The organism is Mycobacterium paraintracellulare (assembly GCF_000276825.1).
Lineage (GTDB): Bacteria > Actinomycetota > Actinomycetes > Mycobacteriales > Mycobacteriaceae > Mycobacterium > Mycobacterium intracellulare.
In genome coordinates this window covers 1,860,039-1,880,749 of the sequence record NC_016948.1, presented here as the reverse complement: position 1 = coordinate 1,880,749, position 20,711 = coordinate 1,860,039, and the positions used below count along the sequence as shown (strand labels likewise).

General features: G+C 65.8%; 21 protein-coding genes. 15 read left to right on the top strand and 6 right to left on the bottom strand.

What is annotated here, in order from left to right; translation table 11 throughout:
* Window positions 1–52 precede the first annotated feature (52 nt).
* Window positions 53–919 carry an SDR family NAD(P)-dependent oxidoreductase gene (locus OCQ_RS08865; protein ID WP_014384329.1) on the top strand — a complete coding sequence of 289 codons (867 nt, stop codon included), beginning with the start codon at window positions 53–55 and terminating at the stop codon, window positions 917–919.
* A 9-nt stretch (window positions 920–928) separates the two neighbouring features.
* On the opposite strand, the gene OCQ_RS08860 is transcribed toward OCQ_RS08865, so the two are convergent.
* Complete coding sequence (locus OCQ_RS08860; protein ID WP_014384328.1) at window positions 929–1,762, bottom strand: enoyl-CoA hydratase/isomerase family protein; 834 nt, start codon at window positions 1,760–1,762, stop codon at window positions 929–931.
* Window positions 1,763–1,854: 92 nt separating this feature from the next.
* On the opposite strand from OCQ_RS08860, the gene OCQ_RS08855 reads away from it, so the two are divergent.
* The 11 genes from OCQ_RS08855 to OCQ_RS08800 all read left to right on the top strand — a co-directional run bounded on the left by OCQ_RS08855 (window position 1,855) and on the right by OCQ_RS08800 (window position 12,323).
* The gene (locus tag OCQ_RS08855) at window positions 1,855–3,105 is read left to right on the top strand and encodes a hotdog family protein (RefSeq protein ID WP_014379756.1); all 1,251 of its coding nucleotides are present in this window, start codon (window positions 1,855–1,857) and stop codon (window positions 3,103–3,105) included.
* Window positions 3,106–3,109: 4 nt separating this feature from the next.
* The gene (locus OCQ_RS08850) at window positions 3,110–3,916 is read left to right on the top strand and encodes an enoyl-CoA hydratase/isomerase family protein (protein ID WP_009956480.1); all 807 of its coding nucleotides are present in this window, start codon (window positions 3,110–3,112) and stop codon (window positions 3,914–3,916) included.
* 13 nt (window positions 3,917–3,929) lie between these two features.
* Window positions 3,930–5,177 carry an acyl-CoA dehydrogenase family protein gene (locus tag OCQ_RS08845; RefSeq protein ID WP_014384327.1) on the top strand — a complete coding sequence of 416 codons (1,248 nt, stop codon included), beginning with the start codon at window positions 3,930–3,932 and terminating at the stop codon, window positions 5,175–5,177.
* A complete protein-coding gene (locus OCQ_RS08840; protein ID WP_008255430.1) occupies window positions 5,174–5,989 on the top strand; it encodes an enoyl-CoA hydratase/isomerase family protein in 816 nt (271 codons plus the stop codon). Before OCQ_RS08845 ends, OCQ_RS08840 begins: the two co-directional genes overlap by 4 nt.
* The gene (locus OCQ_RS08835; protein ID WP_009956482.1) at window positions 5,986–6,786 is read left to right on the top strand and encodes an enoyl-CoA hydratase/isomerase family protein; all 801 of its coding nucleotides are present in this window, start codon (window positions 5,986–5,988) and stop codon (window positions 6,784–6,786) included. The genes OCQ_RS08840 and OCQ_RS08835 overlap by 4 nt, the downstream gene beginning before the upstream one ends.
* On the top strand, window positions 6,783–8,246 hold the full coding sequence (locus OCQ_RS08830) for a class I adenylate-forming enzyme family protein (RefSeq protein ID WP_014384326.1): 1,464 nt from the start codon (window positions 6,783–6,785) through the stop codon (window positions 8,244–8,246). Before OCQ_RS08835 ends, OCQ_RS08830 begins: the two co-directional genes overlap by 4 nt.
* A gap of 366 nt (window positions 8,247–8,612) precedes the next feature.
* Window positions 8,613–9,272, top strand: a complete 660-nt coding sequence (locus tag OCQ_RS08820) for a hypothetical protein (RefSeq protein WP_009956485.1) — start codon at window positions 8,613–8,615, stop codon at window positions 9,270–9,272.
* A 34-nt stretch (window positions 9,273–9,306) separates the two neighbouring features.
* Window positions 9,307–9,711 (top strand): hypothetical protein, encoded by a 405-nt coding sequence (locus OCQ_RS08815; protein ID WP_009956486.1) that lies wholly within the window; start codon window positions 9,307–9,309, stop codon window positions 9,709–9,711.
* Between the two features lies 1 nt (window position 9,712).
* The gene (locus OCQ_RS08810; protein ID WP_009956488.1) at window positions 9,713–10,318 is read left to right on the top strand and encodes an SDR family oxidoreductase; all 606 of its coding nucleotides are present in this window, start codon (window positions 9,713–9,715) and stop codon (window positions 10,316–10,318) included.
* Window positions 10,315–11,073 (top strand): SDR family NAD(P)-dependent oxidoreductase, encoded by a 759-nt coding sequence (locus tag OCQ_RS08805; protein WP_009956490.1) that lies wholly within the window; start codon window positions 10,315–10,317, stop codon window positions 11,071–11,073. Before OCQ_RS08810 ends, OCQ_RS08805 begins: the two co-directional genes overlap by 4 nt.
* A gap of 65 nt (window positions 11,074–11,138) precedes the next feature.
* Window positions 11,139–12,323, top strand: coding sequence for an amidohydrolase family protein (locus tag OCQ_RS08800; RefSeq protein WP_009956491.1), 1,185 nt, complete (start codon window positions 11,139–11,141; stop codon window positions 12,321–12,323).
* Between the two features lie 19 nt (window positions 12,324–12,342).
* On the opposite strand, the gene OCQ_RS08795 is transcribed toward OCQ_RS08800, so the two are convergent.
* From OCQ_RS08795 to OCQ_RS08780, 4 genes are read right to left on the bottom strand one after another with little or no spacing between them, the layout of a single operon-like run.
* Window positions 12,343–13,905, bottom strand: coding sequence for a class I adenylate-forming enzyme family protein (locus OCQ_RS08795; protein ID WP_009956493.1), 1,563 nt, complete (start codon window positions 13,903–13,905; stop codon window positions 12,343–12,345).
* Window positions 13,902–15,104, bottom strand: a complete 1,203-nt coding sequence (locus OCQ_RS08790; protein WP_009956496.1) for an acyl-CoA dehydrogenase family protein — start codon at window positions 15,102–15,104, stop codon at window positions 13,902–13,904. The genes OCQ_RS08795 and OCQ_RS08790 overlap by 4 nt, the downstream gene beginning before the upstream one ends.
* Window positions 15,101–16,060: an acyl-CoA dehydrogenase family protein gene (locus OCQ_RS08785; protein ID WP_008255411.1), complete on the bottom strand. Its 960-nt coding sequence runs from the start codon at window positions 16,058–16,060 to the stop codon at window positions 15,101–15,103. The genes OCQ_RS08790 and OCQ_RS08785 overlap by 4 nt, the downstream gene beginning before the upstream one ends.
* Window positions 16,061–16,067: 7 nt before the next feature.
* Window positions 16,068–17,264, bottom strand: a complete 1,197-nt coding sequence (locus OCQ_RS08780) for an amidohydrolase family protein (protein WP_008255409.1) — start codon at window positions 17,262–17,264, stop codon at window positions 16,068–16,070.
* 268 nt (window positions 17,265–17,532) lie between these two features.
* Here OCQ_RS08780 and OCQ_RS08775 point away from each other — a divergent pair, with 268 nt between their 5' ends.
* Together OCQ_RS08775 and OCQ_RS08770 are read left to right on the top strand one after the other, a co-directional pair.
* On the top strand, window positions 17,533–18,633 hold the full coding sequence (locus OCQ_RS08775; RefSeq protein WP_014384324.1) for an acyl-CoA dehydrogenase family protein: 1,101 nt from the start codon (window positions 17,533–17,535) through the stop codon (window positions 18,631–18,633).
* Window positions 18,634–18,643: 10 nt separating this feature from the next.
* The gene (locus tag OCQ_RS08770; RefSeq protein WP_008255406.1) at window positions 18,644–19,546 is read left to right on the top strand and encodes a TIGR03619 family F420-dependent LLM class oxidoreductase; all 903 of its coding nucleotides are present in this window, start codon (window positions 18,644–18,646) and stop codon (window positions 19,544–19,546) included.
* 3 nt (window positions 19,547–19,549) lie between these two features.
* On the opposite strand, the gene OCQ_RS08765 is transcribed toward OCQ_RS08770, so the two are convergent.
* Window positions 19,550–19,996 carry a nuclear transport factor 2 family protein gene (locus tag OCQ_RS08765; protein WP_008255405.1) on the bottom strand — a complete coding sequence of 149 codons (447 nt, stop codon included), beginning with the start codon at window positions 19,994–19,996 and terminating at the stop codon, window positions 19,550–19,552.
* 74 nt (window positions 19,997–20,070) lie between these two features.
* Between OCQ_RS08765 and OCQ_RS08760 the strand changes: the two genes are divergently transcribed.
* Window positions 20,071–20,682, top strand: a complete 612-nt coding sequence (locus tag OCQ_RS08760) for an isochorismatase family protein (protein WP_009956502.1) — start codon at window positions 20,071–20,073, stop codon at window positions 20,680–20,682.
* The last annotated feature ends 29 nt before the right edge of the window (window positions 20,683–20,711 follow it).

The window sequence follows — 20,711 nt, the reverse complement described above, 5'->3', positions numbered from 1 at the left end:
CGCCTCAGATGCAAATGGTTGTTCTCGGTTAGGTAAATGTAACCTCTCACCCATGCATTCAATGACTTTCGACAACCAGGTAGCCATCGTCACGGGGGCCGGCGGCGGACTGGGTCGCTGCCATGCACTCGAGCTCGCCCGCCGCGGCGCCCGGGTCGTGGTCAACGACCTGGGCAGTTCGGTGGACGGCGACGGGGCGTCGATATCGGCGGCCCAGGCCGTGGTCGACGAGATCACCGCGGCCGGGGGTACGGCGATCGCCAACGGTGACTCGGTGGCCACCGAGGAGGGCGGTGCGGCGATCGTGGCCGCCGCGCTGGAGGCCTTCGGGCAGGTCGATGTGCTGGTGAACAACGCGGGGATTCTGCGCGACGCGGCGTTCAAGAACATGACCGCCGAGCAGGTCGACACCGTCATTGCCGTGCACCTCTCCGGCGCATTCAACGTCACGCGGGCGGTGTGGCCGATCATGCGGGCGCAGAATTACGGCCGAATCGTTCAGACGACCTCGGGCACCGGCCTTTTCGGAAATTTCGGTCAAGCCAACTACGGCGCCGCCAAGATGGGCCTGGTCGGCATGATGCACGTTCTCGCGATCGAGGGCGCCCGCAACGGCATCGCCGTCAACGCCATCGCCCCGATAGCGCGGACCCGGATGACGGAAAACATCATGGGTGACGCCGGCAAGGCCATGCATCCCGAGCTCGTCACGCCCGTCGTGGTCTATCTGTGTCATCGGTCGTGCGACCGCACCGCGCACATCTACTCGGTGGGCGCGGGCAAAGTGTCACGCGTGTTCATCGGTGTCACCAAGGGAATCGAGGACACGGCGCTGACCGCGGAGTCGGTGGCGTCGTCTATCGACGAGATCGACGACAGCGCCGCGTTCACCATTCGGGGCGGACCCATCGCGGGCTGACGCGGAAGGTCAGCGGCCGAGGAACTTGGGCTTCCGGCGTTCGGCGAACGACACCAGGCCTTCTTGCAGGTCCGCCGTGCGCGACACCACCTCCTGCGCCCAGGCCTCCTGCTCGAATGCGCGGTGCCGATCCGACTCCGACGACACCGACAGCAGCCGCTTGGTCAGCGTCAGCATCACCGTCGGGCCCGCGGCCAACCGTCCGGCGAGTTCCTCGGCGACCGCGTCGGTGTCGTCCGGCGCGGTCACCCGATTGACCAGTCCCAGCCTTTCGCAGGCGGCCGCGTCGACCGGCTCACCGAGCATCAGTAATTCGGTCGCCTTGCGCAGGCCGACGATCCTCGTCAGGAGGTGGATGGCGCCGGAATCCGGCAGGATTCCACGATGCACAAACGCCTCGACAAGCTTTGCCTCCGTTGACATCACGACGAGATCGGAAGCCAGAACCAAGCTCGCGCCCGCCCCGGCGGCCGTGCCCTTGACCGCCGCGACCACCGGCTTGTCACAGTCGAGAATGGACGCGACCAGCCGCTGCCAGCCCTGCTGAAGCATCCGCGCGATGTCACCCGGACGCTTTTGCACCGGCTCGACGGCGGCCCCGGCGCCCGCCGGTTGCGGTGCGAGGCCGGCCCCGGCGCAGAAGTGCCGGGTGCCGCTGGCGCTCAACAGCACCGCGCGGACGGCGGGGTTGTCATTGGCCCGTACGAAGGCTTCGGTTAGTTCGTCACGCGCCAACGGAGACAACGAGTTTCCCGTTTCCTGGCGATCTATTGTCACCCGCGCGACGCCGTCGGCGCCGATCGCACACACGATTCCGGATGCTTGTTCTGACATCTCGTTCACCCCTGCGTTAACGGCGTTTCCGTTTTTCGGGTATCTTAATTTCCACCTTGTCCGGGCGACGACACGGGCCGCCACAACGAGGAGGCAATCCGATGGGGCAGACGGGGCGGATCACCGACGAGGGATTGGCCAGGTTGCGGGCTACCATCGGCATTGCCGTCCCGCACACGCAGCCACCGCACTACTACCGCCCCAACGAGGACACGTTTCGTCACGTCGCCGAAAGCTACGGTGACGCCAACCCGCTGTGGGCCGATCCCGAATACGCCGCGAAGTCTGTATGGGGAGAGTCTGTGGCCCCACCGGCCCTCGTCGGCGGCGACACGCTGATCGGGGAGGACGAAGTCACGACACTCTCGGACGAGGACCGCGCACTGACCAAGGGCGATCCACTGCGCGGGGTGCATGCCTTCTACGCCTCATCTGCTCGGGAATGGTGGGCGCCGCTGCGCGCCAACCACCGCGTCTTCAGGCGCAATGCCCTGGTGGCCGCGCTCGACAAGAGCAGTGAGTTTGCCGGCCGCGCCATCCACGAATGGTCCGCCCAGGTGTTCCGCGACGACGAGGGCACGATCTTGGGCGGCCAGTACCGCAACATGATTCGCACCGAGCGCAGCAAGGCGCGGGGCCGGAAGAAATACGAAGCCGTCCAACTCAAGACGTGGACCGCTGACGAGATCGCCGAGCTCGACGAACGCTACGGGCGCGAAAGCCCGCGCGGCGCCGAGCCGCGGTGGTGGGAAGACGTCGACGAAGGCGACGATTTGGGGTCGCTGACAAAGGGCCCGCTGACGGTCACCGACATGGTCTGCTGGCACGTCGGCATGGGTATGGGCATGTACGGTGTGCGTCCGTTGAGACTGGCGTGGCGGAACCGGCAGCGCATCCCCCGCTTCTACACGCCCAACGAGTACGGCGTCCCCGATGCCCAGCAACGCGTGCACTGGGAGCCCGACGCCGCGCGCAACGCGGGCAATCCCACCACGTTCGACTACGGGCGCATGCGCGAGACGTGGTTGATCCACTTGTGCACGGACTGGATGGGTGATGACGCCTGGCTGTGGAAGCTCGATTGCGAGTTTCGTCTGTTCAATTACGTCGGCGACGTCCACACCGTCACCGGTACCGTCGTCCGCAAGTACCTCGCCGACGGTGAACGCCCCGCCGTCGACCTCGAACTCGCGGCGACCAACCACCGCGGCCAGATCACCGCGCCGGGACACGCGACCGTCCTGCTGCCCAGCCGCGACCGAGGGCCCGTGCGCCTGCCCGACCCGCCGGGCGGCGCGACGAACCTCGGCGAATTGCTGACCGCCGTAACGGAACAGTTCGCCGAGCGCTGAGCACATGAGTTACCGCAGTGTTCCCGGCCTTCTGGCCGAACAGCAGGGCCCGACCCTGCGGCTGACCCTCGACCGCGCCGAACGCCGTAATGCCGTCAACGACGCGATGCTGGACGCGATGATCGGTCATCTGGTCGATGCCGGCACCGACGAATCGGTGCGGGTCATCAGGATCGACGCCACCGGACCGGATTTCTGCGCGGGCGCGGACCTGATCGCCAACAACGCAAAATCCGAACGGAAACCACGCGTGGGCAGCACGCAGCGCCGCCTACCGAACAAGGCAAATCGGCTGATTCCGTTGATGCTTCAGACGCAGGTGCCCATTGTCGCCGTGGTCCGAGGTTGGGCGATCGGCCTGGGCTTCCACATCGCGCTGGCATCAGACTTCTGCGTCGCCGCCGACGACGCCCGGTTCTGGGAGCCGTTCATGGCGCGCGGCTTCACCCCCGACAGCGGCGCAGCCTGGTTGCTGCCACGGCTCATCGGATTGGTACGCACCCGACAGCTGCTGATGCTCGGCCGGGAAATCGACGGAACGTGCGCCGCCGAGTGGGGCATCATCCACGGCGCCTGCGCATCCGACGAATTGCCCTCGGTGGCCGAACAACTCGTCAGAGAACTGGGTGAAGCGCCCACGGTTTCGCTCGGACTCACCAAGTGGTTGCTGCACAGCGCAAACGGCCTCGACCTTGACCGCCATCTCCAGAACGAGGCATTGGCACTCGAATTGTCTAGTCGTAGTGAGGATTTCAAGGAAGGCTTGGCGGCCTTCCGCGACAAACGCGGCGCAGCATTCAAGGGCCGCTGAAGAGGTTGAGATCATGACGCAACTACCGATCCGCCCTGACACGCCGGTCGACGATGCGGTCGCGGCGGTGCGGCAGTGGATCGAGGCCGAGGTTCCGGCCGCCTGGCGCTCGGCCGCGGCCAAGGACCCCGCGACCCTGCGGGCGGTCCGCAGCCCTGCGGATTACCAACAGTGGTATCCGACCTTCGCCGAATCCGGCCTAGTCGTACCCACGTGGGCGCGTGAACACGGCGGCCTGGGTGTTGGCAACGAAGTCGCGCGCGCGATCGACGAGGTGCTCCGCCCGCTTCGCCTGACGCGTCTGAATCCCTTGGGGCTCAACAATGCGGCGGCAGCATTGTTCAGCCACGGTACCGAGGATCAGCGGCTGCGCTTCCTGCCGCCGATCGTGCGCAACGAGGAGAAGTGGTGCCAGCTCTTCAGCGAGCCTGGCGCTGGCTCCGACCTCGCGTCGTTGGCCACCCGCGCAGTGCGCGACGGTGACTCCTGGGTGATCTCCGGTCAGAAGGTGTGGACCACGTGGGCCGATCAGGCGGATTTTGCGATCCTGTTGGCGCGGACGGATCCCGAACAGCCCAAGCACAAGGGCATCACGTACTTCCTGCTCGACATGCACCAGCCGGGCGTCGAGGTGCGACCGCTTCGCCAGATCACCGGCGAGGCCGAATTCAACGAGGTCTTCCTCGACGGAGCGCGGGTGCCCGACGTCCACCGCGTCGGCGCCGTCAACGACGGCTGGCGCGTGAGTGCGTCGACGCTGTCCAGCGAGCGACAGATGGTGTCGGGTTCGGGCTCGGGTGGGATGGGCCGCCTCGGCGGGTCGAGCGCCGAACGACTGATCATCCTCGCCAGGGAGACCGGACGCTGGGCAGATCCCGTGATCAGGAACAAGGTGATGCGCTTGTGGGCGCAAGAGCGGGTACGCGGCTGGACCAATGAGCGCGTGCGCGCAGCGCTTTCGGCCGGCCAGTCCCCCGGCGCGGCCTCGTCGATCGGCAAGGTGCACCAGGCCACCATCAATCAGCAGATCCAGGACCTCATGGTCGATCTGCTGGGCACGGATGCGATCGCCTGGCCTGCCCACGACGATCCGGACGCTCTGCCGCGGGATGTGCAGGGCATGATGCGCAGCCTCGCCAACGGCACCGAGGGCGGCACCACCGACATCAACAAGAACATCCTCGGCGAACGCGTGCTCGGCTTGCCGAAGGAGCCGGACCCCTGGAAGGGCAAGCCCTGGAAGGACATTCCCCGTTCGTGAGCGCCTATGAACGCTTGATCGTGTCCAAGGCCGACGGGATCGGCTGGTTGATCCTCGACAGGCCCGAGGCGGGCAACGCCTTCGACGCGCTGATGCTCGACGAGCTCGAGGCCGCCTGGGCCGACCTCGATACCGATCCGGACGTCAAGGTGATCGTCAACGCCGCCAACGGCAGGGCGTTCTGTACCGGGATGGACGTGGTCCAGGTCGCGCGGGACAAGGCGGCCATGCGACGACACTCCCGCCGAACCAGGGATGCCGAGCTGAAGATCTCGTCCTGGCACTGCGACGTGTGGAAACCGGTGATCGCCGCGGTCAACGGGGTGTGCGCGGGAGGGGGCCTGCATCTGGTCGCAGACGCCGACATCGTCATCGCCGCCGAGCAGGCGTCCTTCACCGACCCCCACGTCTCCATCGGGCAGGCCGTCGCGTACGAGGCGATCACGCTGCTGCGCAAGTCGCCGATGGAGGCCGTTCTGCGAATGACACTGAGCGGCAAGGGTGAACGCATCTCGGCGCAGCGTGCCTACCAGTTGGGCATTGTGTCCGAGGTGGTGCCGGCCGATCAGCTCCGCGCGGCGGCGGGCCGTCTCGCGGCCGCGATCGCCACGAATTCGCCGACCGCGATACGCACCACGAAGAAGGCGCTCTGGCACAGTTTGGAAGTCGGAATGACGCAGGCGCGCAGCGACGCCGCCGAGGAGATCTGGCGGCTCCGCAATCACCCCGATCATGCCGAGGGTGTCCGGGCGTGGCGCGAGAAGCGTGCGCCGCAGTGGCAACCGCTGCCCGACGTAGCGGAGGTTCCATGACATACCACAGACTCATCGTTGAACGACGGGGTCCCGTCGGATGGATCATCAACGACCGCCCTGACCGTCTCAATGCCTACGACGCCGTGATGCGCGAGGAATTTCCCAGGGCGTGGGCGGAATTGAACGCCGATCCCGACGTCCGCGTCATCGTGCACACCGGGAACGGCCGGGCGTTTCAGGTGGGCGCCGATGTCGAGGACCTCGACGGCGAGGCCGTGCTGCAATTCCAGGAGACCATGCGCACACTGGATCTGAAGCTGAGCGCCTGGCACTGCAATGTCGAGAAGCCGGTCATCACTGCCGTCAATGGGGTGTGCGCGGGCGGCGGGCTGCACTGGGTGGCTGACGCCGACATCGTCATCGCGTCGTCGGATGCGACCTTCGTCGACCCCCACGTCTCGATCGGTCAGGTCAGCGCGCTGGAGACCATCGCACTGATGCGAAAGATGCCCGCCGAAGCGGTGTTACGGATGGCACTCGTCGGCAGTCACGAACGGCTCACCGCCCAGCGCGCCTACGAACTCGGCATGATCAGCCAGGTGATCGACCCGCCCGACAAGCTGCGTGACGCCGCCCAGGAGCTCGCCGAGAAGATCGCCAAGAATTCGCCCTCGGCGATGCGCGCCACCAAACGGGCACTATGGGGCGCGCTCGAATACGGCCTCACCGATGCGTGCCGCGAAGGTGCGAAACACCTGACATCGATGTGGGGCCATCCGGACCAGAACGAGGGCCCTCTGGCCTTCGCGGACAAGCGAACTCCGAACTGGGCTCCCCTGGAGGCTGATTCGTGAACCTCGCAACGCTGCTGGACGGTCTACCCGACGTCGCGGTGCACACGGTCGGCGCCGAGGTATCCCGTGACGAGCTGTCGGCCAGTGCCCAGCGACTCGGCAAGCTGCTCGCCGAGTCCGGGCTGGCGACGGGACAGGTCGTCGCCGCGATGCTGCCCAACGACGCCACCACCATCGCCGCGCTGTTCGGCACGTGGCACGCCGGCGGCGTGTACACACCGCTAAACCCCAGGGCGGCCGATCCCGAGATCCTCGCCCAGCTGGAAACGCTGCGCCCCGTTGCCATCATCACGACCCCCGCACTCGCACAACGTTTCTCGACTCATCACCTGCCCGTAATCACCGGCGAGGCGCTGTCGTGGACCAGGGTCGCGTCGTCAGGCCATCCGGCCGGCGAGCCGTGCTACGACGACGACGTCGCGCTGCTGCAGTTCACTTCCGGCACCACGGGACCGCCGAAGCCGGTGCCGCTTCGTCACAGCACGGTGCTCGATCTGATCGACCGGCTGCTGGCCAAACTTCGCGGCACGAAACCTGGCTTGGAAAATGCGTCGGCCCCACCGAAGAGGCCCCCCATGCCGAACCTGGTGCCCTTGTCCTTGTCGCTGTGGGCCGGCATCTACCAGGTGCTGTTCGCGTTCCGGGCCGGTTCGGGCGTCGTGCTGATGGACCGGTTCTCACCGACGGATTTCGCCGCGCTGGTCCGGCGCCACCAGCTGCGATCCACGGTGCTGCCGCCCCCGGCGCTGACCATGGTTCTGCACGACGACTCGCTGGCCGACCTCTCGCCACTGAAGATCGTGCGGTCGATCACCGCTCCCCTGTCGCCCGTGCAGGCGCGCCGGTTCCGCGACAAGTTCGGGGTGATCGTGCTGAACTCCTACGGCCAGACCGAACTCGGGGGCGAGGTGGTGGGCTGGTCGGCCGCCGACGCCCGGGAGTGGGGCGAGACCAAACTGGGTTCGGTCGGCAGGCCGCTGCCCGGCATCGACGTCACAATCGCCGACGACGAGGTGATGGTCCGCACGCCCACGACGGCCGCCCGGAAGATCGATCCAGCCTTCCTGGACCGGCTGACCGACGACGGCTGGTTCCACACCGGCGACCTCGGGTGGTTCGACGACGACGGCTTTCTGTGGCTCGACGGCCGAGTATCGGACATGATCAATCGTGGTGGCCTCAAAGTGTTTCCCGGCACGGTAGAGGACGTCTTGCTGGCCGCCGACGGGGTGCGCGAAGCCGCCGTCGTCGGCGTTCCGGACGAGCGGCTCGGGGAGGTGCCGTGGGCGTTCGTCGTCAGAGGCGATGAGTCGGTCTCCGAGGCCGGCCTCGTGTCGTGGTGTCGAGAGCGTCTGACGCCCTACCGGGTTCCGGTACGCATCGTGTTCGTCGAACAGCTGCCCCGCAACGATGTCGGCAAGGTGGTCAAACGCGACCTCGCTGCGCTCGCGGACGTGTGACCCTTTCCCTCCAACGCCTACGCGACGAAAACGATTGTTCTCATTTCTGAGAGTGATGTTAACGTTTGGTGGCAAGTCGTCACCCCGCTAGGAGGGTCTCATGTGGCAGGAACTGGTAAGACTGGCTGTGACCTGGGCAGTGATGTGTGGCCTTGTCGCATTCTTCTACTGGATGCTGGCCAACATCGGCACCTTCTGATAGACGCAGGAGACACAGTGGACGAGCAGGATCGACGACGCAAACGTGGATTGATCGCGTTCCAGGTCTTCATCTACGGAGTGCTGATCGCGATGTTCGCGATCCAGCTCCAGATGTATCTCACGAGGGATTGGTGATCAATGACGAGTCCAACCCGATCGACCGCCATGGACGAGCACGAGGCACAAACGCGTGAGATGCAACGGCGCGCGGATCGATGGTGCATCGCCGGCACCGCGCTCATGGGCACCCTCGTCCTCGGCATCGTCGGCCTGCCCATATTTTGCCGAGGGATCTATCTGTTGAGAAAGGCGCAGCGCGACGGGCTGTCGGTTCGGCCAATGATGGTCACGCTCATCGGATACGTCATCATCCTCGACGCCGCGCTCAACAGCATCGGCTGGGCGCTCGATTTATTCGCCAACCACGCCCTGATCACCCGCACGGTCTTCACCGCATGGGGCAACCTCATCGACGCCGGCTACTTCTGGCACTACAACGAACTCTGGATCGGCGGAGCCGCTGCGCCAGGCGAGAAGGCCTGGGTCATGGTCTGCGTGCTGATCGCCTTTCCCATGCGCATCGCCGCCGCCATCGGGCTGCTCCAAATGAGACGCTGGGGCCACCAGTGGACGATCGTGACGTGCTGGTTCGGAGTGATCGTGTGGACCGGCTACATCCTCAACATGACGATGTACGCCGACGTCCGCTATACGGCAGTCGGGCTACCGGTTCTCGGGTGGTGGGCATTCAACATCTTCTACGTGACGCCGTTCCTCGCGATCCCGTACCTGCACACCGTCAACCGAGAGATCTTTTCCGACTAGCACCGAAGGAGGGACCGCCGTGTCTAATTCCAGTGTGGGGACCGAGGATTCGGTCGAGCCGTTGCCGGTCGGAACCACCCCGACGTGGGCGCGAATGCACAAATGGCTCAAACGCGGGCTGTACGTCTGCCTGTTCGGGCTGGTCATCGAGGGCTCGTTGACCGTACCTGTGATGGCGGTCTGGTACGGCTGGCCGACGCTATCGCTGACCGAGATCTGCAGTGAGCTCATGAAGGTGCGCTTCTCCGACGACAGTCTCCAGTGCCAACAGCCCTATCCACTCGGTGGGCCCCCGTTCGGGGGAGCACCCGAAGCGGCCGGCCAGCACACCGCCCGCGACGACTGGGGCATCCAACCCAAACCCCGGTACGTACGTATCGGGTTCAGGGAGTTGGTGAAAATTCACGATGACCGCCTAGCGCGCCAGCCGAGTCGATGACGTGGCGTCGTCCACAGTCGTCTTGGGCGCGGCCGACGGTCTGGCGCGCGAGCTGGCAGACGGACTCGACGGCATCGTCGCGGTACCCGGACGTGGGCTGGCATCGGGCATCACCGGAGCGGTCGTAGTCGTCGGTACCGATCCGGCCCCGCGGCCGTCCGACGCGGCCGGCCTCAGTGGCGAGGAATGGGATCACATCGTCGACGGGATGATGTGGCCCGCCCTCGCTGCGCTCCAGCGGGCACGGTCCGCGTTAGCACCGCACGGGGGACGAATCGTCGTTGTCGTGCCGACAATCGGCATGGCGGGCGCGGCCCGACTGGTGGCGTACACCACCGCAGTGGAAGGCATCCGCGCGATGGCGAAATCCGCTGCGCGGCAATGGAAGCGCGAAGACGTGTCCGTCAACCTGGTCGCGGCCCCTCTGCGACTGTTCACGCCCGAGATGGACTCTTTTACCGCGCACCTCACCGCGGCTGTGGTCCACGACGATTCGACGCTTCTCCACACCGTCGTCGAGGCGGTGAAATTCCTCTTGCGGCCGGATATCGATCACCTCGTCGGCGAGACGATCGTCGCCGACGGAGGGGCGGTGATGCTGCCATGAGCCTGCACGGTCTCACCGCGCTGGTGACTGGTTCGGGCGCCGGGGTTGGCCGCGGCATCGCCATGGCTCTCGCCTCGGCCGGGGCGCACGTCGTCGTCGCCACCCGGTCCGAGACCGGGTTGGCCGTCGCCGAGGAAATCACCGCGCGGGGCCACGATGCGACGTGGGCACGATGCGATGTGACCGACGGTGACGCAGTGGCGGGCGCGATACAGCTGTCCCTGGCGACCACCGGGCGGCTCGATGCCGTGGTGCACAACGCCACGAGCAACGCCTCGAGCCAGCCGCACCAACTGGCTGATGTCGATCGTTCCGTTTGGGGCGACCACTACTCGGTGTCACTTCGTGGAGCGCACTTCTGCGCCGTTTCAGCATTTCCCGCGTTGAAGAAGCGGGGCGGCACCTTCCTCGTCATGACCTCGCCCGCCGGCATCGAAGGCAGCGCGACCCTGCCGCTCTACGCCACAATGAAGGGCGCGTTGCGCGGTTTCGCCAAGAGCCTCGCGCGGGAATGGGCCCCTCACGGCATCACGGTGAATGTTGTTTCACCGCTGGCATATTCACCCGCGATGACCTTGGCGATAAGCGCCGAGCCGGCGATGGAGGAAAGGCTGGCACGCCGAATCCCGCTGGGACGCATCGGAGACCCCGAAATCGATATCGGCTCAGCCGTGGCATACCTTATCGGTCCCGCCGCTCGCTACGTCACCGGGCAAACCCTCGGTGTCGATGGCGGCCATTTCATGAACCTCTGAGCCCGTTCGCTGCAGATACCAACGTTCGCTATGATTGAGAATCAATATTCTCACGCCTGCTGGAGGTGCTGGTGAGCGACGACAAAGCGTTTGAGGTCTGGGACGCCGACAACCACATGTACGAGACGATCGACGCCTACACGCGATATCTGCCGGAGAAATACTCCGAGGCGCTGAAATTCATCGACGTCAACGGGCGCAAGAAGTTGCAGATCTTGGGCACGGTCACGGAGTGCATCCCCAACCCGACATACGAGGTGATCCCCACACCCGGCGCCTGGTCCGATTACTTCCGGGGCATAAACCCAGAGGGCAAGACGTTGCGGGAGCTCGCCGAACCGATCCGCTGCCCCGATGAGTTCAGGCGGCCCGACCTACGCCTGGCGCTGATGGACCGGCAGGGCGTCTACGGCGCCGTGATGTTCCCGACGACAGCGGGCATGCTCGAAGAACGGACCAAATCCGACACCGAGCTCACCCACGCGGTCACGCATGCGTTCAATCGGTGGTTACTCGACGACTGGACATTCAACTACCAGGACCGGATCTTCCCCGTTCCTGCGATCTCGCTGAACGATCCCGCGCTGGGCGTGCAGGAACTCGAATGGTGCCTGAACAATGGCGCCCGGACGGTATTGATCCGGCCGGCACCCGTTCCGCGCGAGGACGGCACGTCGCGGTCACCGGCGCTGCCGGAGTTCGACGATTTCTGGCGACTGGTCGAGAATTCGGGTATCTCGGTGCAGATGCACAACTCGGACTCCGGCTATGAGCGCTACGTCGACGACTGGGAGGAAGCCACGGAGTTCAACGGATTCGCGCTGAGCAAGCTGCGTGGTTTCATCTACGAGGAGAGCCGAAACATCTTCGACACTCTTGCGGCGTTCATCGCGCACGGGGTGTTCGAGCGCTTCCCCGGGGTACGCATCGGCGTGGTCGAGAACGGCGGCTCGTGGGCACACCGCCTGTTGGACGTGTTCGACCGCGTATACCGCAAGAGGCCATACGACTTCAGCGAGCATCCCTGCGATGTCTTCCGCAGACACGTGTGGATCAATCCGTTCCACGAGGAGGACATGTCGCACCTCGTCGACATCCTGGGTGCGGATCGGGTGATGTTCGGCTCGGACTACCCGCACCCCGAGGGGCTGGCCGAGCCCGCGGATTTCGTCAAGGAACTCGAGGATCTTCCGGAGGACACCAGGGCACGAGTGATGGGCGGCAACCTCAAGGAGCTCATCGGCGTCTAGCCGGGCCCGATGAAGTGCTTCAGCCGAACCGCGCCCGCAGCTCGGTCTTGAGGACCTTGCCGGTGCTATTCCGGGGCAGCGCATCCACGATTTCGAGTCGTTCGGGCGTTTTGTGCTTGCTCAGTCCCCGCGCTTGACAGTGATCGAAGACCGACGAAAGCGTCACCGCCACACCCGGGCGCGCGACGACGACAGCGCAAACACGCTCGCCGGTCCGCTCATCCGGCACCCCGATGATCGCCACGTCGGCCACCGCCGGGTGGCTGGCCAGGACACCCTCGACCTCCAAGGCCGAGATGTTCTCCGCATTGCGGATGATCGCATCCTTGATCCGGCCGGTGACGACGACGTTGCCGTCGTCGTCGATGCGGCCCAGATCTCCTGTGCGAAACCATCCTTCGGCGTCGAACGCGTGGGCATCCAGAGTTGCGTCGACGTAGCCGAGGAAGCACTGCGGCCCCTTGAGCCGCAACTCCCCCTCCGTGCCACGCGACACCTGCTGTCCAGCTTCGTCGACGACCCGTACCGCAACGCCGGGCACCGGTTTGCCGACGGTGTGATCCAGCAGCTCCGCCGGACCGTTCGGCGCCTGAGAGGTGGCGACCGGAAATTCGGTCAAGCCCCACGCATTGGCCACGCCGTCGACCGAAAGCGTTTGTCGCACTTGGTGACCGAGCTCGGCGGTGATTGGCGCACCCCCTCCGACGCAGCCCCGCAGATCGGGGTAGAGCGGTTCGTCGCCATGCTTCGCCTGCGCCGCCATGAAGGCGACGAAGAAAGGCGTCGCGCTGCCCAGCAGAGTCGGGCGGTGCGCCGCGATGGCGACAGGGGTCTCGACGGGGTCGAAGGCGTCGAACAGCACCAGCTTCATCCCGGTGAGCAGGGCCGCGGCGAGCATCGCGGCGCCTCCGATGTGCGAAACCGGAAACGCGATGGGGTTGACGTCGCGACTGGACGCCCCGACGATCCCGATGACCCCTGCCGAACCGGCGATGACCGACCGGTCGCAGTGCCGCGCTCCTTTCGGTGCCGCCGTCGTGCCCGACGAATAGTAGATCCACCGCGGTTCCTCGCCGCCGCGCGGCGGTGGAGGCAGCTCTTTTGGTTCCCCCACCGGCAGCCGAAGCCCGCCGGTGACGGGTGCGTCGTGGTCGACGACCACGACGGACATGGGCCGCTCACCGGCACGTTCACGGGCGAGCTGATACGCGAGCGCGGTGTGGTCGAAGTCGCGCCACAATCCCGGGACGATGATGACTTCGGTCCCGAGTTGTGCTGTCACAAACCGCAGTTCGCTCTCCCGCCATATCGGCAGCACCGGGTTCTGCACCGCACCGAGGCGCGCCAGCGCCGTCATGACGACCATCGTCTCCAGCGTGGTCGGCAGTTGCCAGGACACCACCGTGCCCGCACCGATCCCCCGCTGCGCCAGCGCCGCCGCACAAGTCAGTGCGGAGTCCCGCAGCTGCGCGCACGACAGGCTGCGCCCATAGTCGTCCGCGAGGACAACCCAGTCGGGGTGCGCCCGCGCGGCGGTCTCCACCAGGGACCAGTAGGTCTGCGCCGCAGGACGTGAGGTCATCGGCTCGGCAGGTGCAGTCGGCGCTTGGCAAGAATGTTGCGCATCATCTCCGAACTGCCGCCCGAAATCGTGTAGGCGCGCGACCACAACCAGCATTCCCGCAACCGTTGTTTGGCGTTCTGCACCTCCGGGTCCGCGACCCCGGCGACGGTCGCGGACGCCGCCAACTGGGCGCCGTAAGCCGCGACGCGGTGGTATGTCTCCGCAAAACTCAACTTCGCGATCGAGCCGTCACCCGGTCGTTCGTCGCCCGATGTCAGCCGCTCCACGTGATCGTCGATGAACGCCTTGGCCACTTCGACCTCCACGGCCAACTCGGCGACCTTCTGGCGTATGTCGGCGGACTCCAGCGCGGGTGCGCCGTCGACCTGCGCGTGGCGGGCCACGACGACCAGATCATCGATCAACAGTTCCAGCAGAACGACGTTTCCACCGATGCCGAATCGTTCAAAGTCCAGGCCCGCCATGATGATTGACCAGCCGTCGCCCGCTGCGCCGATCAGGCTCTCGGCACCGACGCGGACTCCGGTGAGGAAGACCTCATTGACCTCGATCGCATCACCGATCGTGCGGATCGGACGAACCTCGACGCCGTCTGCCGAGAGCGGCACGGCGAAGACCGACAGGCCGTGGTGGCGCGACGACGCCGGGTCGGTGCGCATCAGAGCGAGGCCCATGTCGGCCCAGTGGCCGTCGGTGATCCAGGTCTTCTGCCCGTCGAGGCGCCAGCTGCCGTCGTCTTGCCGCGTACCGCGGCTGCGCACTCCGGCGATGTCGCTGCCGGCGTCGGGCTCGCTGAGCAACTGGCACCAGACATGTTCGCTGCGCCGAATCGATGGCAGCAGCATTCGTTTCTGCTCGTCGGACCCGAAGTGCAGAAGGACATGGGCGGCCAGGTTCACCTGGTCCACCGGGCGCGGCGCGCGGGCGCGCAGGATCTCCTCGCTCACGATGCGGTCGTGCAGCGGGTGGTAGTCGTCGCGACCGCCGTATTCGACCGGCCAGTCCGCACCGGCAAACCCCGCCTCGAACAAGCCGGCGAACCACGTGCGCAACAGGGCTTCCTGCTCGGCGGTCTCGGGCGCTCGGTGGCCTTCGCGCGCCTCGATCGCCGGTGCGTGTTCGGCGATGTGTGCCCTGACGCGATGCCTGAACTCGGTCAGCTGCGCCTCGGTGGGCCGGTTGACGAAAGCGCTCACCAGCCGGACACCTCCGCCAGCAGCGCGCGACTCGACCGCGCCGTGCCGATCAGGTGAGAGTTGGTGAAGACGCGACGCAGTTCGTAGTGCAGCGGGTACTCCCAAGTGAATCCGATGCCGCCAGACAGTTGCATGCATTCGTCCACGGCGGCCGATGCTTTCGCCGCCACGAACGCGTGCGCGGCCGCCGCCAGGGCGGTCGCCCTTTCGTCGCCGGAGGCTATGGCGCGCGCCGCTTTCATGATGACGGCCCGGGCTTTGACCTCGAAGACCAGCAGCTCGACGAGCCGGTGCTGAATCGCTTGGAAGCTCGCGATCGGCGCCCCGAACGCCACGCGCTCCCGCAGGTATGCCGTCAGACGTTCAAGGGTCATCGAGGCGGCGCCCAAGGAGTCGGCGGAAACGAGCAGCCGAGCCACGGCCATCAGCTCTGTGGCCCTGCCGGGCGGCCCGATCAGGGTGCTGGGCGCGTCGGTGAGGTCGATACGCCAGACCGTTCTGGTGACGTCGAGCAAGTCGCCGTCCAGCACCGTCCGCGCGGGATCCGGGTCACGAATCAGGTGAATTCCGTTGCGTCCCAGAAGCACAATGATGTCGACTTCATTGCCGCGAATGATCCGTGCGGAGGCGTCCGCGGCGGCGAAGCCCGCTACCGTCGTGCCGGCGAGCAGACCGGGGAGCAACTGTTCCCTCACATCGGCGGGCGCCGAGGCAAGCGCGCCGGCCGACATTGTGGTACCGAACCATGCCGACCTGTCGTTCGCTCGTCCGAGTTCTTCGGCTATGACGCACGTTTCGACGGGACGCCAGCCTGCGCCACCCGCCTCCTCACCGACGAGCAGCGCGGTCCAGTCCATCGCGGCAAGGTCCTTGACGGATTCCTTTTCGCCGCGCTCGGCCAAAAACTCCCGCGCAGACCCGCGCAGCAGGTCGAGGTCGACGTCGTCGTCTGCCATCGGGCGGTTAGCTCCGGGAGAGCAACTGGTCGGCGTTGTCACGCATGATCCGCCGCTTGGTGGCGTCGTCGAGCGGGTCGAGCAGCTTGGCAAATTCGGCCGGCACGGCCAGGCCTTCGGCGTGCGGGTAATCCGAGCCCATCACCAAGCAGTCGTCGTATCCCAAGCCCGCGACGATTCCTGGGATGTCGTCCTCGGGGTACGGCACGACACGGACATGACGGCGGAAGATCGCCGAAGGCCGCTCCGTCAGCTTCCCACCAATCCAAGGCCCGTTGCGGCCCATCCCTCTGCTCTTGTCCATGTGTTTGACGAAGAACGGCACCCATTCCGCCCCGTGCTCGGCGACGAGGACGTTCAGGCCCGGGAAGCGACCGAAGAGGTTGTCGAAGATGAGAGCGGACAACGTCTCCTCGATCGGGCGCTGGCCGTAGACATTCATCCACTGCCACGCCGACATGTGCCAAGAAGCCGGGTCGGAGTTTTGTCCCCAGGCGGGCGAGATCGCATTGAAGTACCAGAACGGCATGATGTGGAACACCAGGATGCAGCCGGCCTCCTGCAAGCGTGCATAAATCGGGTCGAAGTACGGGTCGCCAGGCGATCGACCGTAAGCCGGCCCGGTCGGCAACAGCACGAACTTTGCGCCCTGCGCGATGATGGCCTCCGTCTCGGCGATCGCAGAATCCAAGTCGCGCAACGACATCAGCGCCGTGGCGAAAATTTTGTCTTCGTAGTTGAAACCCCACTCTTCGTCGAACCATCGGTTGAACGAGCGCAGGTTGGCGTACAGTGCCGCTGTGTCGTCGACGTAGTGTTCGGCGGCCAGGGCCATACCGCTGGGATAGATGACCATACGCTCGATGTTCTGCTCCGCCATGACGGCAAGGCGTGCACCGCGCTCGATGAATTCCGGTTGCATGGGTTGCGGCTCGTAGGACTCCTCGGGGTTGCCCGATCCCATCTGCTTGAGCATCTCCTTGAGCGAGCCCGGCCGATAAGCGACATCGAGGCCCAGTCCCCCTTCGCTGTTGAACGTGGCGACCCGATGTCCCGCAAGGATCACCTCGACGCCGTCCGCTCCGCGCACGGTGGTGATCGCCCGGTCCCGAAACTCCTCCGGCAGATAACGGGTGAACGCGTCCCGCGTCTCGTAGCAGTGGGTGTCGCAGTCAAAGATGCCGTAGTCGAGTTTCGTCGTCACCGCTTCGCTCCTTAAGCGCGAGAATGATTATTCTCTATTTTCACAAAACATACTATCCTGATCCGACAATGGCCATCTCGCGCGGGATGGCCAGGCGCCCGAGTGAGGGACGCCGGCGTCAGCCGCGATCGCGCAAAGGAAGACATGACTCCATCAAAACCGCTGTACGACAACATGATCGGGTGGGCACCGCTGAGCGTTCGGTCTGCCGCGTTGCGTATCACAGATCCCGCAGCAGCCCGGGTGAGGCCGAACCGGGAGGCCCGGCGTGCCGTCAAGTGAGGTCGACGAACTTCGCAGCGTCGTCCGCGACTACTTGAGCGCGACATCGCCCAGCGAGACCGTTCGCAAGCTGATGGCGACGGACATCGGGTACGACGAGGCGTCGTGGCGCCAGATGGCGGGCGAGTTGGGACTGCAGGGCATAGTCGTGCCGGAACGATGGGGCGGGGCCGGTGCCGGTGTGGTCGAACTTGCGGTGGTGTTCGAGGAAATGGGACGCGCGCTGGTGTGCTCCCCCTTCTTCGCCACCGTGGCGCTGGCGACCCAGGCCATTCTCGCCAGCGAGGACGACGCGGCGGTGGAGCGGTTCGTTCCTGGGTTCGTCGACGGTTCCACCACCGCGACGCTGATCCTCAACGGCCAACTCGGCGCGTGGGACCCGGATGCCGTGAGGTTGCGGGCCGACCGCCGGGGCGCCGGTTATCGGATCCGTGGTGAGGCGCCGCTCGTTATCGACGGTCACACCGCGGACGTCGTCTTGGCGCCGGCCATCACCGACGCGGGCGTGTCGTTGTTCGCGGTACGTGCCGGGCCAGAGGGGCTTTGTCGCACGCCGTTGGCCGGACTCGACCGCACCCGCAAGGTGGCGCGGGTGCAGTTCGACGGCGCACCGGCGGAGCTGATCGGAACAGACGGTGGTGCCGCGAACTTCCTTGCCCGCACATCGGACCTCGCGCTCGTCGCGCTGACGGCCGAACAGGTCGGCGCGGCGCAACGGTGCCTCGATATGGCCGTCGACTACGCCAAGAATCGAATTCAGTTCGGTCGGCCGATCGGTAGTTTCCAAGCGGTGAAGCACCGGTGCGCGGACATGTTGGTTCAGGTGGAGGGCGCGCGATCGGCCCAATCGCATGCGGCCGCAGTGGCCGGCACCGATGATCTCCCGACCGCCGCGTCGGTCGCGAAGATGGTGTGTTCGGAAGCCTTCCTGCAGGTTGCGCTCGACAACATGCGCATCCACGGCGGAATCGGCTTCACCTGGGAACACGACGCCCATTTGTACGTCCGGCGCGCCAAGGCCAGTCAGCTGATCTTCGGCGACCCGGACTACCACGCGCAGCGCCTGGCCACGCTCGTCTCTGAATGAAAGGATCCTCGTGACCGTCTCCTTTTCCCTCGAACTGCCGACTCATCGTGTCGAAACGGTCGATGAGTTCGTAACCGCTGAAGCGATCGCCGAAATCGCGCGAGTGGCCGAGGAGAGCGGGTTCGCAGCCGTCCACGTCACCGATCACCCCGCACCCGATGCGAAGTGGCTCGACCACGGCGGCCACCACGCCCTTGATCCGTTCGTCGCGTTGGCTTTCGCGGCCGCCGCAACGACCGACGTCAAGCTGTTGACCAATGTCTACATCGCCGCTTACCGCAATCCGTTTCTCGGCGCCAAATCGATCCAGAGCCTCGCGGCGTTGTCCAACGGGCGCCTCATCCTCGGAACTGCCGCCGGATATCTCAAACCCGAATTCAAGGCGCTCGGAATCGATTTCGACAACCGCGGCGCTCTGCTCGATGAGGCGCTGGACGTGCTGGACAAGGTGCTCACCGGTGAGGACATCGCCTACCAGGGGACGTCATTCGCCGCCCGCGGTGTTCGGCTGCGCCCGCTGCCGACGACTCCCCCACCGGTATGGGTCGGCGGCAACAGCAAGCCGGCCGTGCGCCGGGCGGTATCGCGCGCTCAGGGGTGGGCGCCGTTCAACACGTTCGGCTACGCCGCCGCATCGCGCACCGCGGAGATCTCGACCATCGAGGATTTGGAGGTCGCGATCGGCTGGGCCAAGCAGTACGCGGCCCAAATCGGCCGCACCGCACCGCTGGACATCTGCTTCTCCGCGGGAAACCTCTTGGAGGACAGCAGATCGGCCGACGAACGTCACGCCATCATCGCGCGGCTCGCTGCCGCCGGGGTCACCTGGTTGACCATCGCCCCGTCCGGCTCCGACCGGAGCGAACTCATCGAACGTTCGCGCGCTTTCGCCAAGGAGTTCATCACGGCATGACCCTTAGGCCATCAGGCTGTCGGCCGCGAACGCGTCCACACTGATCCGGCGATGGGCGAACAGCCACCGACCATTCAGGGGCACAAGAACGTCGCGGTAGCGGCCCCAGTGGTCGAGTCCGATGTCGGTGTGGACCGCGAAGTAACTGCTGACCTCGACCCTGGTGTTTGCCACCGACCCGAACCGAATGCTGGAGACATGGTGGCGGACGTGGGTCGGAGCGCGCCGTGCCGGCTGGCCCGGTGTCGAAGGCCGGGTCACCGCGGCGCCGAGGCCGGCCTCGATTTGCGCGGGCCCCGTCAAGCGCTCGGCACCGCCGGTGAATTCCAGCACTCCCTCGTCGCAGAAACACGCCGCCAGCGCACGAAGATCGAATCGATCGGTGGCGGCGGTGTAGTCGGCCAAAGTCTGCCGTACCGACTCCCGCACTTCAAGCTCCCAAGCCTCCATCGGTCCTCCTCGTGGAAATTGAGTTCCAGCACACGATAACGTCTATTCTCATGCCACAACCCAGCCTTCAAGCCATGCTCGATCCCGCAACCACCGCGCTGGTGACCCAGGAGTGCCAGGGCGGGGTGATCGGGCCGCAGGCCGGCCTTCCATTGCTCGCCGAAGAGGCCCGGCGCGAAGCCATTCCCAACATCGCCAGGCTGCTCGGCGCCGCCAGGGCGGCCGGTGTCGCGGTCGTGCACTGCCTGATCGAGAAGCGCCCGGACAACCGGGGATCGAACAGCAATGCCCGGCTGTTCATGGCCGGAAAATCGTTCGCCGCCGACCTGACTCCCGGCAGCCCCGGCGCATCGGTCCTGCCCGAACTCGGTCCGGTACCCAGCGACCTCGTGCTGACCCGCACCCACGGCGTCGGACCGATGACGGGTACCGATCTTGACTCGGTGCTGCGGAACATGAACATCAAGACCATTGTGGGAGTGGGCGTTTCGGTCAACATCGCCATCCAGAACTTCGCGATGGACGCGGTGAACCGCAGCTATCAGTTCGTGTTGCCGCGTGACGCGGTGAGCGGGTATCCACGGGAGTACGCCGAGTCCATCATCGATAACACGCTGTCCCTGCTCGCCACGGTGACCACCACCGATGCCGTGATTGACGCGTGGAAAGGGATCCCGGCGTCCTGACCCCGTCTGGATGTTGAAAAGCCAAAGTG

Bases quoted from the DNA above. Each gene is read 5' to 3' on its own strand.
- OCQ_RS08865 (WP_014384329.1), top strand. From the start codon at position 53: ATGCATTCAATGACTTTCGACAACCAGGTAGCCATCGTCACGGGGGCC.
- OCQ_RS08855 (WP_014379756.1), top strand. From the start codon at position 1,855: ATGGGGCAGACGGGGCGGATCACCGACGAGGGATTGGCCAGGTTGCGG.
- OCQ_RS08850 (WP_009956480.1), top strand. From the start codon at position 3,110: ATGAGTTACCGCAGTGTTCCCGGCCTTCTGGCCGAACAGCAGGGCCCG.
- OCQ_RS08845 (WP_014384327.1), top strand. From the start codon at position 3,930: ATGACGCAACTACCGATCCGCCCTGACACGCCGGTCGACGATGCGGTC.
- OCQ_RS08835 (WP_009956482.1), top strand. From the start codon at position 5,986: ATGACATACCACAGACTCATCGTTGAACGACGGGGTCCCGTCGGATGG.
- OCQ_RS08820 (WP_009956485.1), top strand. From the start codon at position 8,613: ATGGACGAGCACGAGGCACAAACGCGTGAGATGCAACGGCGCGCGGAT.
- OCQ_RS08805 (WP_009956490.1), top strand. From the start codon at position 10,315: ATGAGCCTGCACGGTCTCACCGCGCTGGTGACTGGTTCGGGCGCCGGG.
- OCQ_RS08795 (WP_009956493.1), bottom strand. From the start codon at position 13,905: ATGACCTCACGTCCTGCGGCGCAGACCTACTGGTCCCTGGTGGAGACC.
- OCQ_RS08785 (WP_008255411.1), bottom strand. From the start codon at position 16,060: ATGGCAGACGACGACGTCGACCTCGACCTGCTGCGCGGGTCTGCGCGG.
- OCQ_RS08765 (WP_008255405.1), bottom strand. From the start codon at position 19,996: ATGGAGGCTTGGGAGCTTGAAGTGCGGGAGTCGGTACGGCAGACTTTG.
- OCQ_RS08760 (WP_009956502.1), top strand. From the start codon at position 20,071: ATGCTCGATCCCGCAACCACCGCGCTGGTGACCCAGGAGTGCCAGGGC.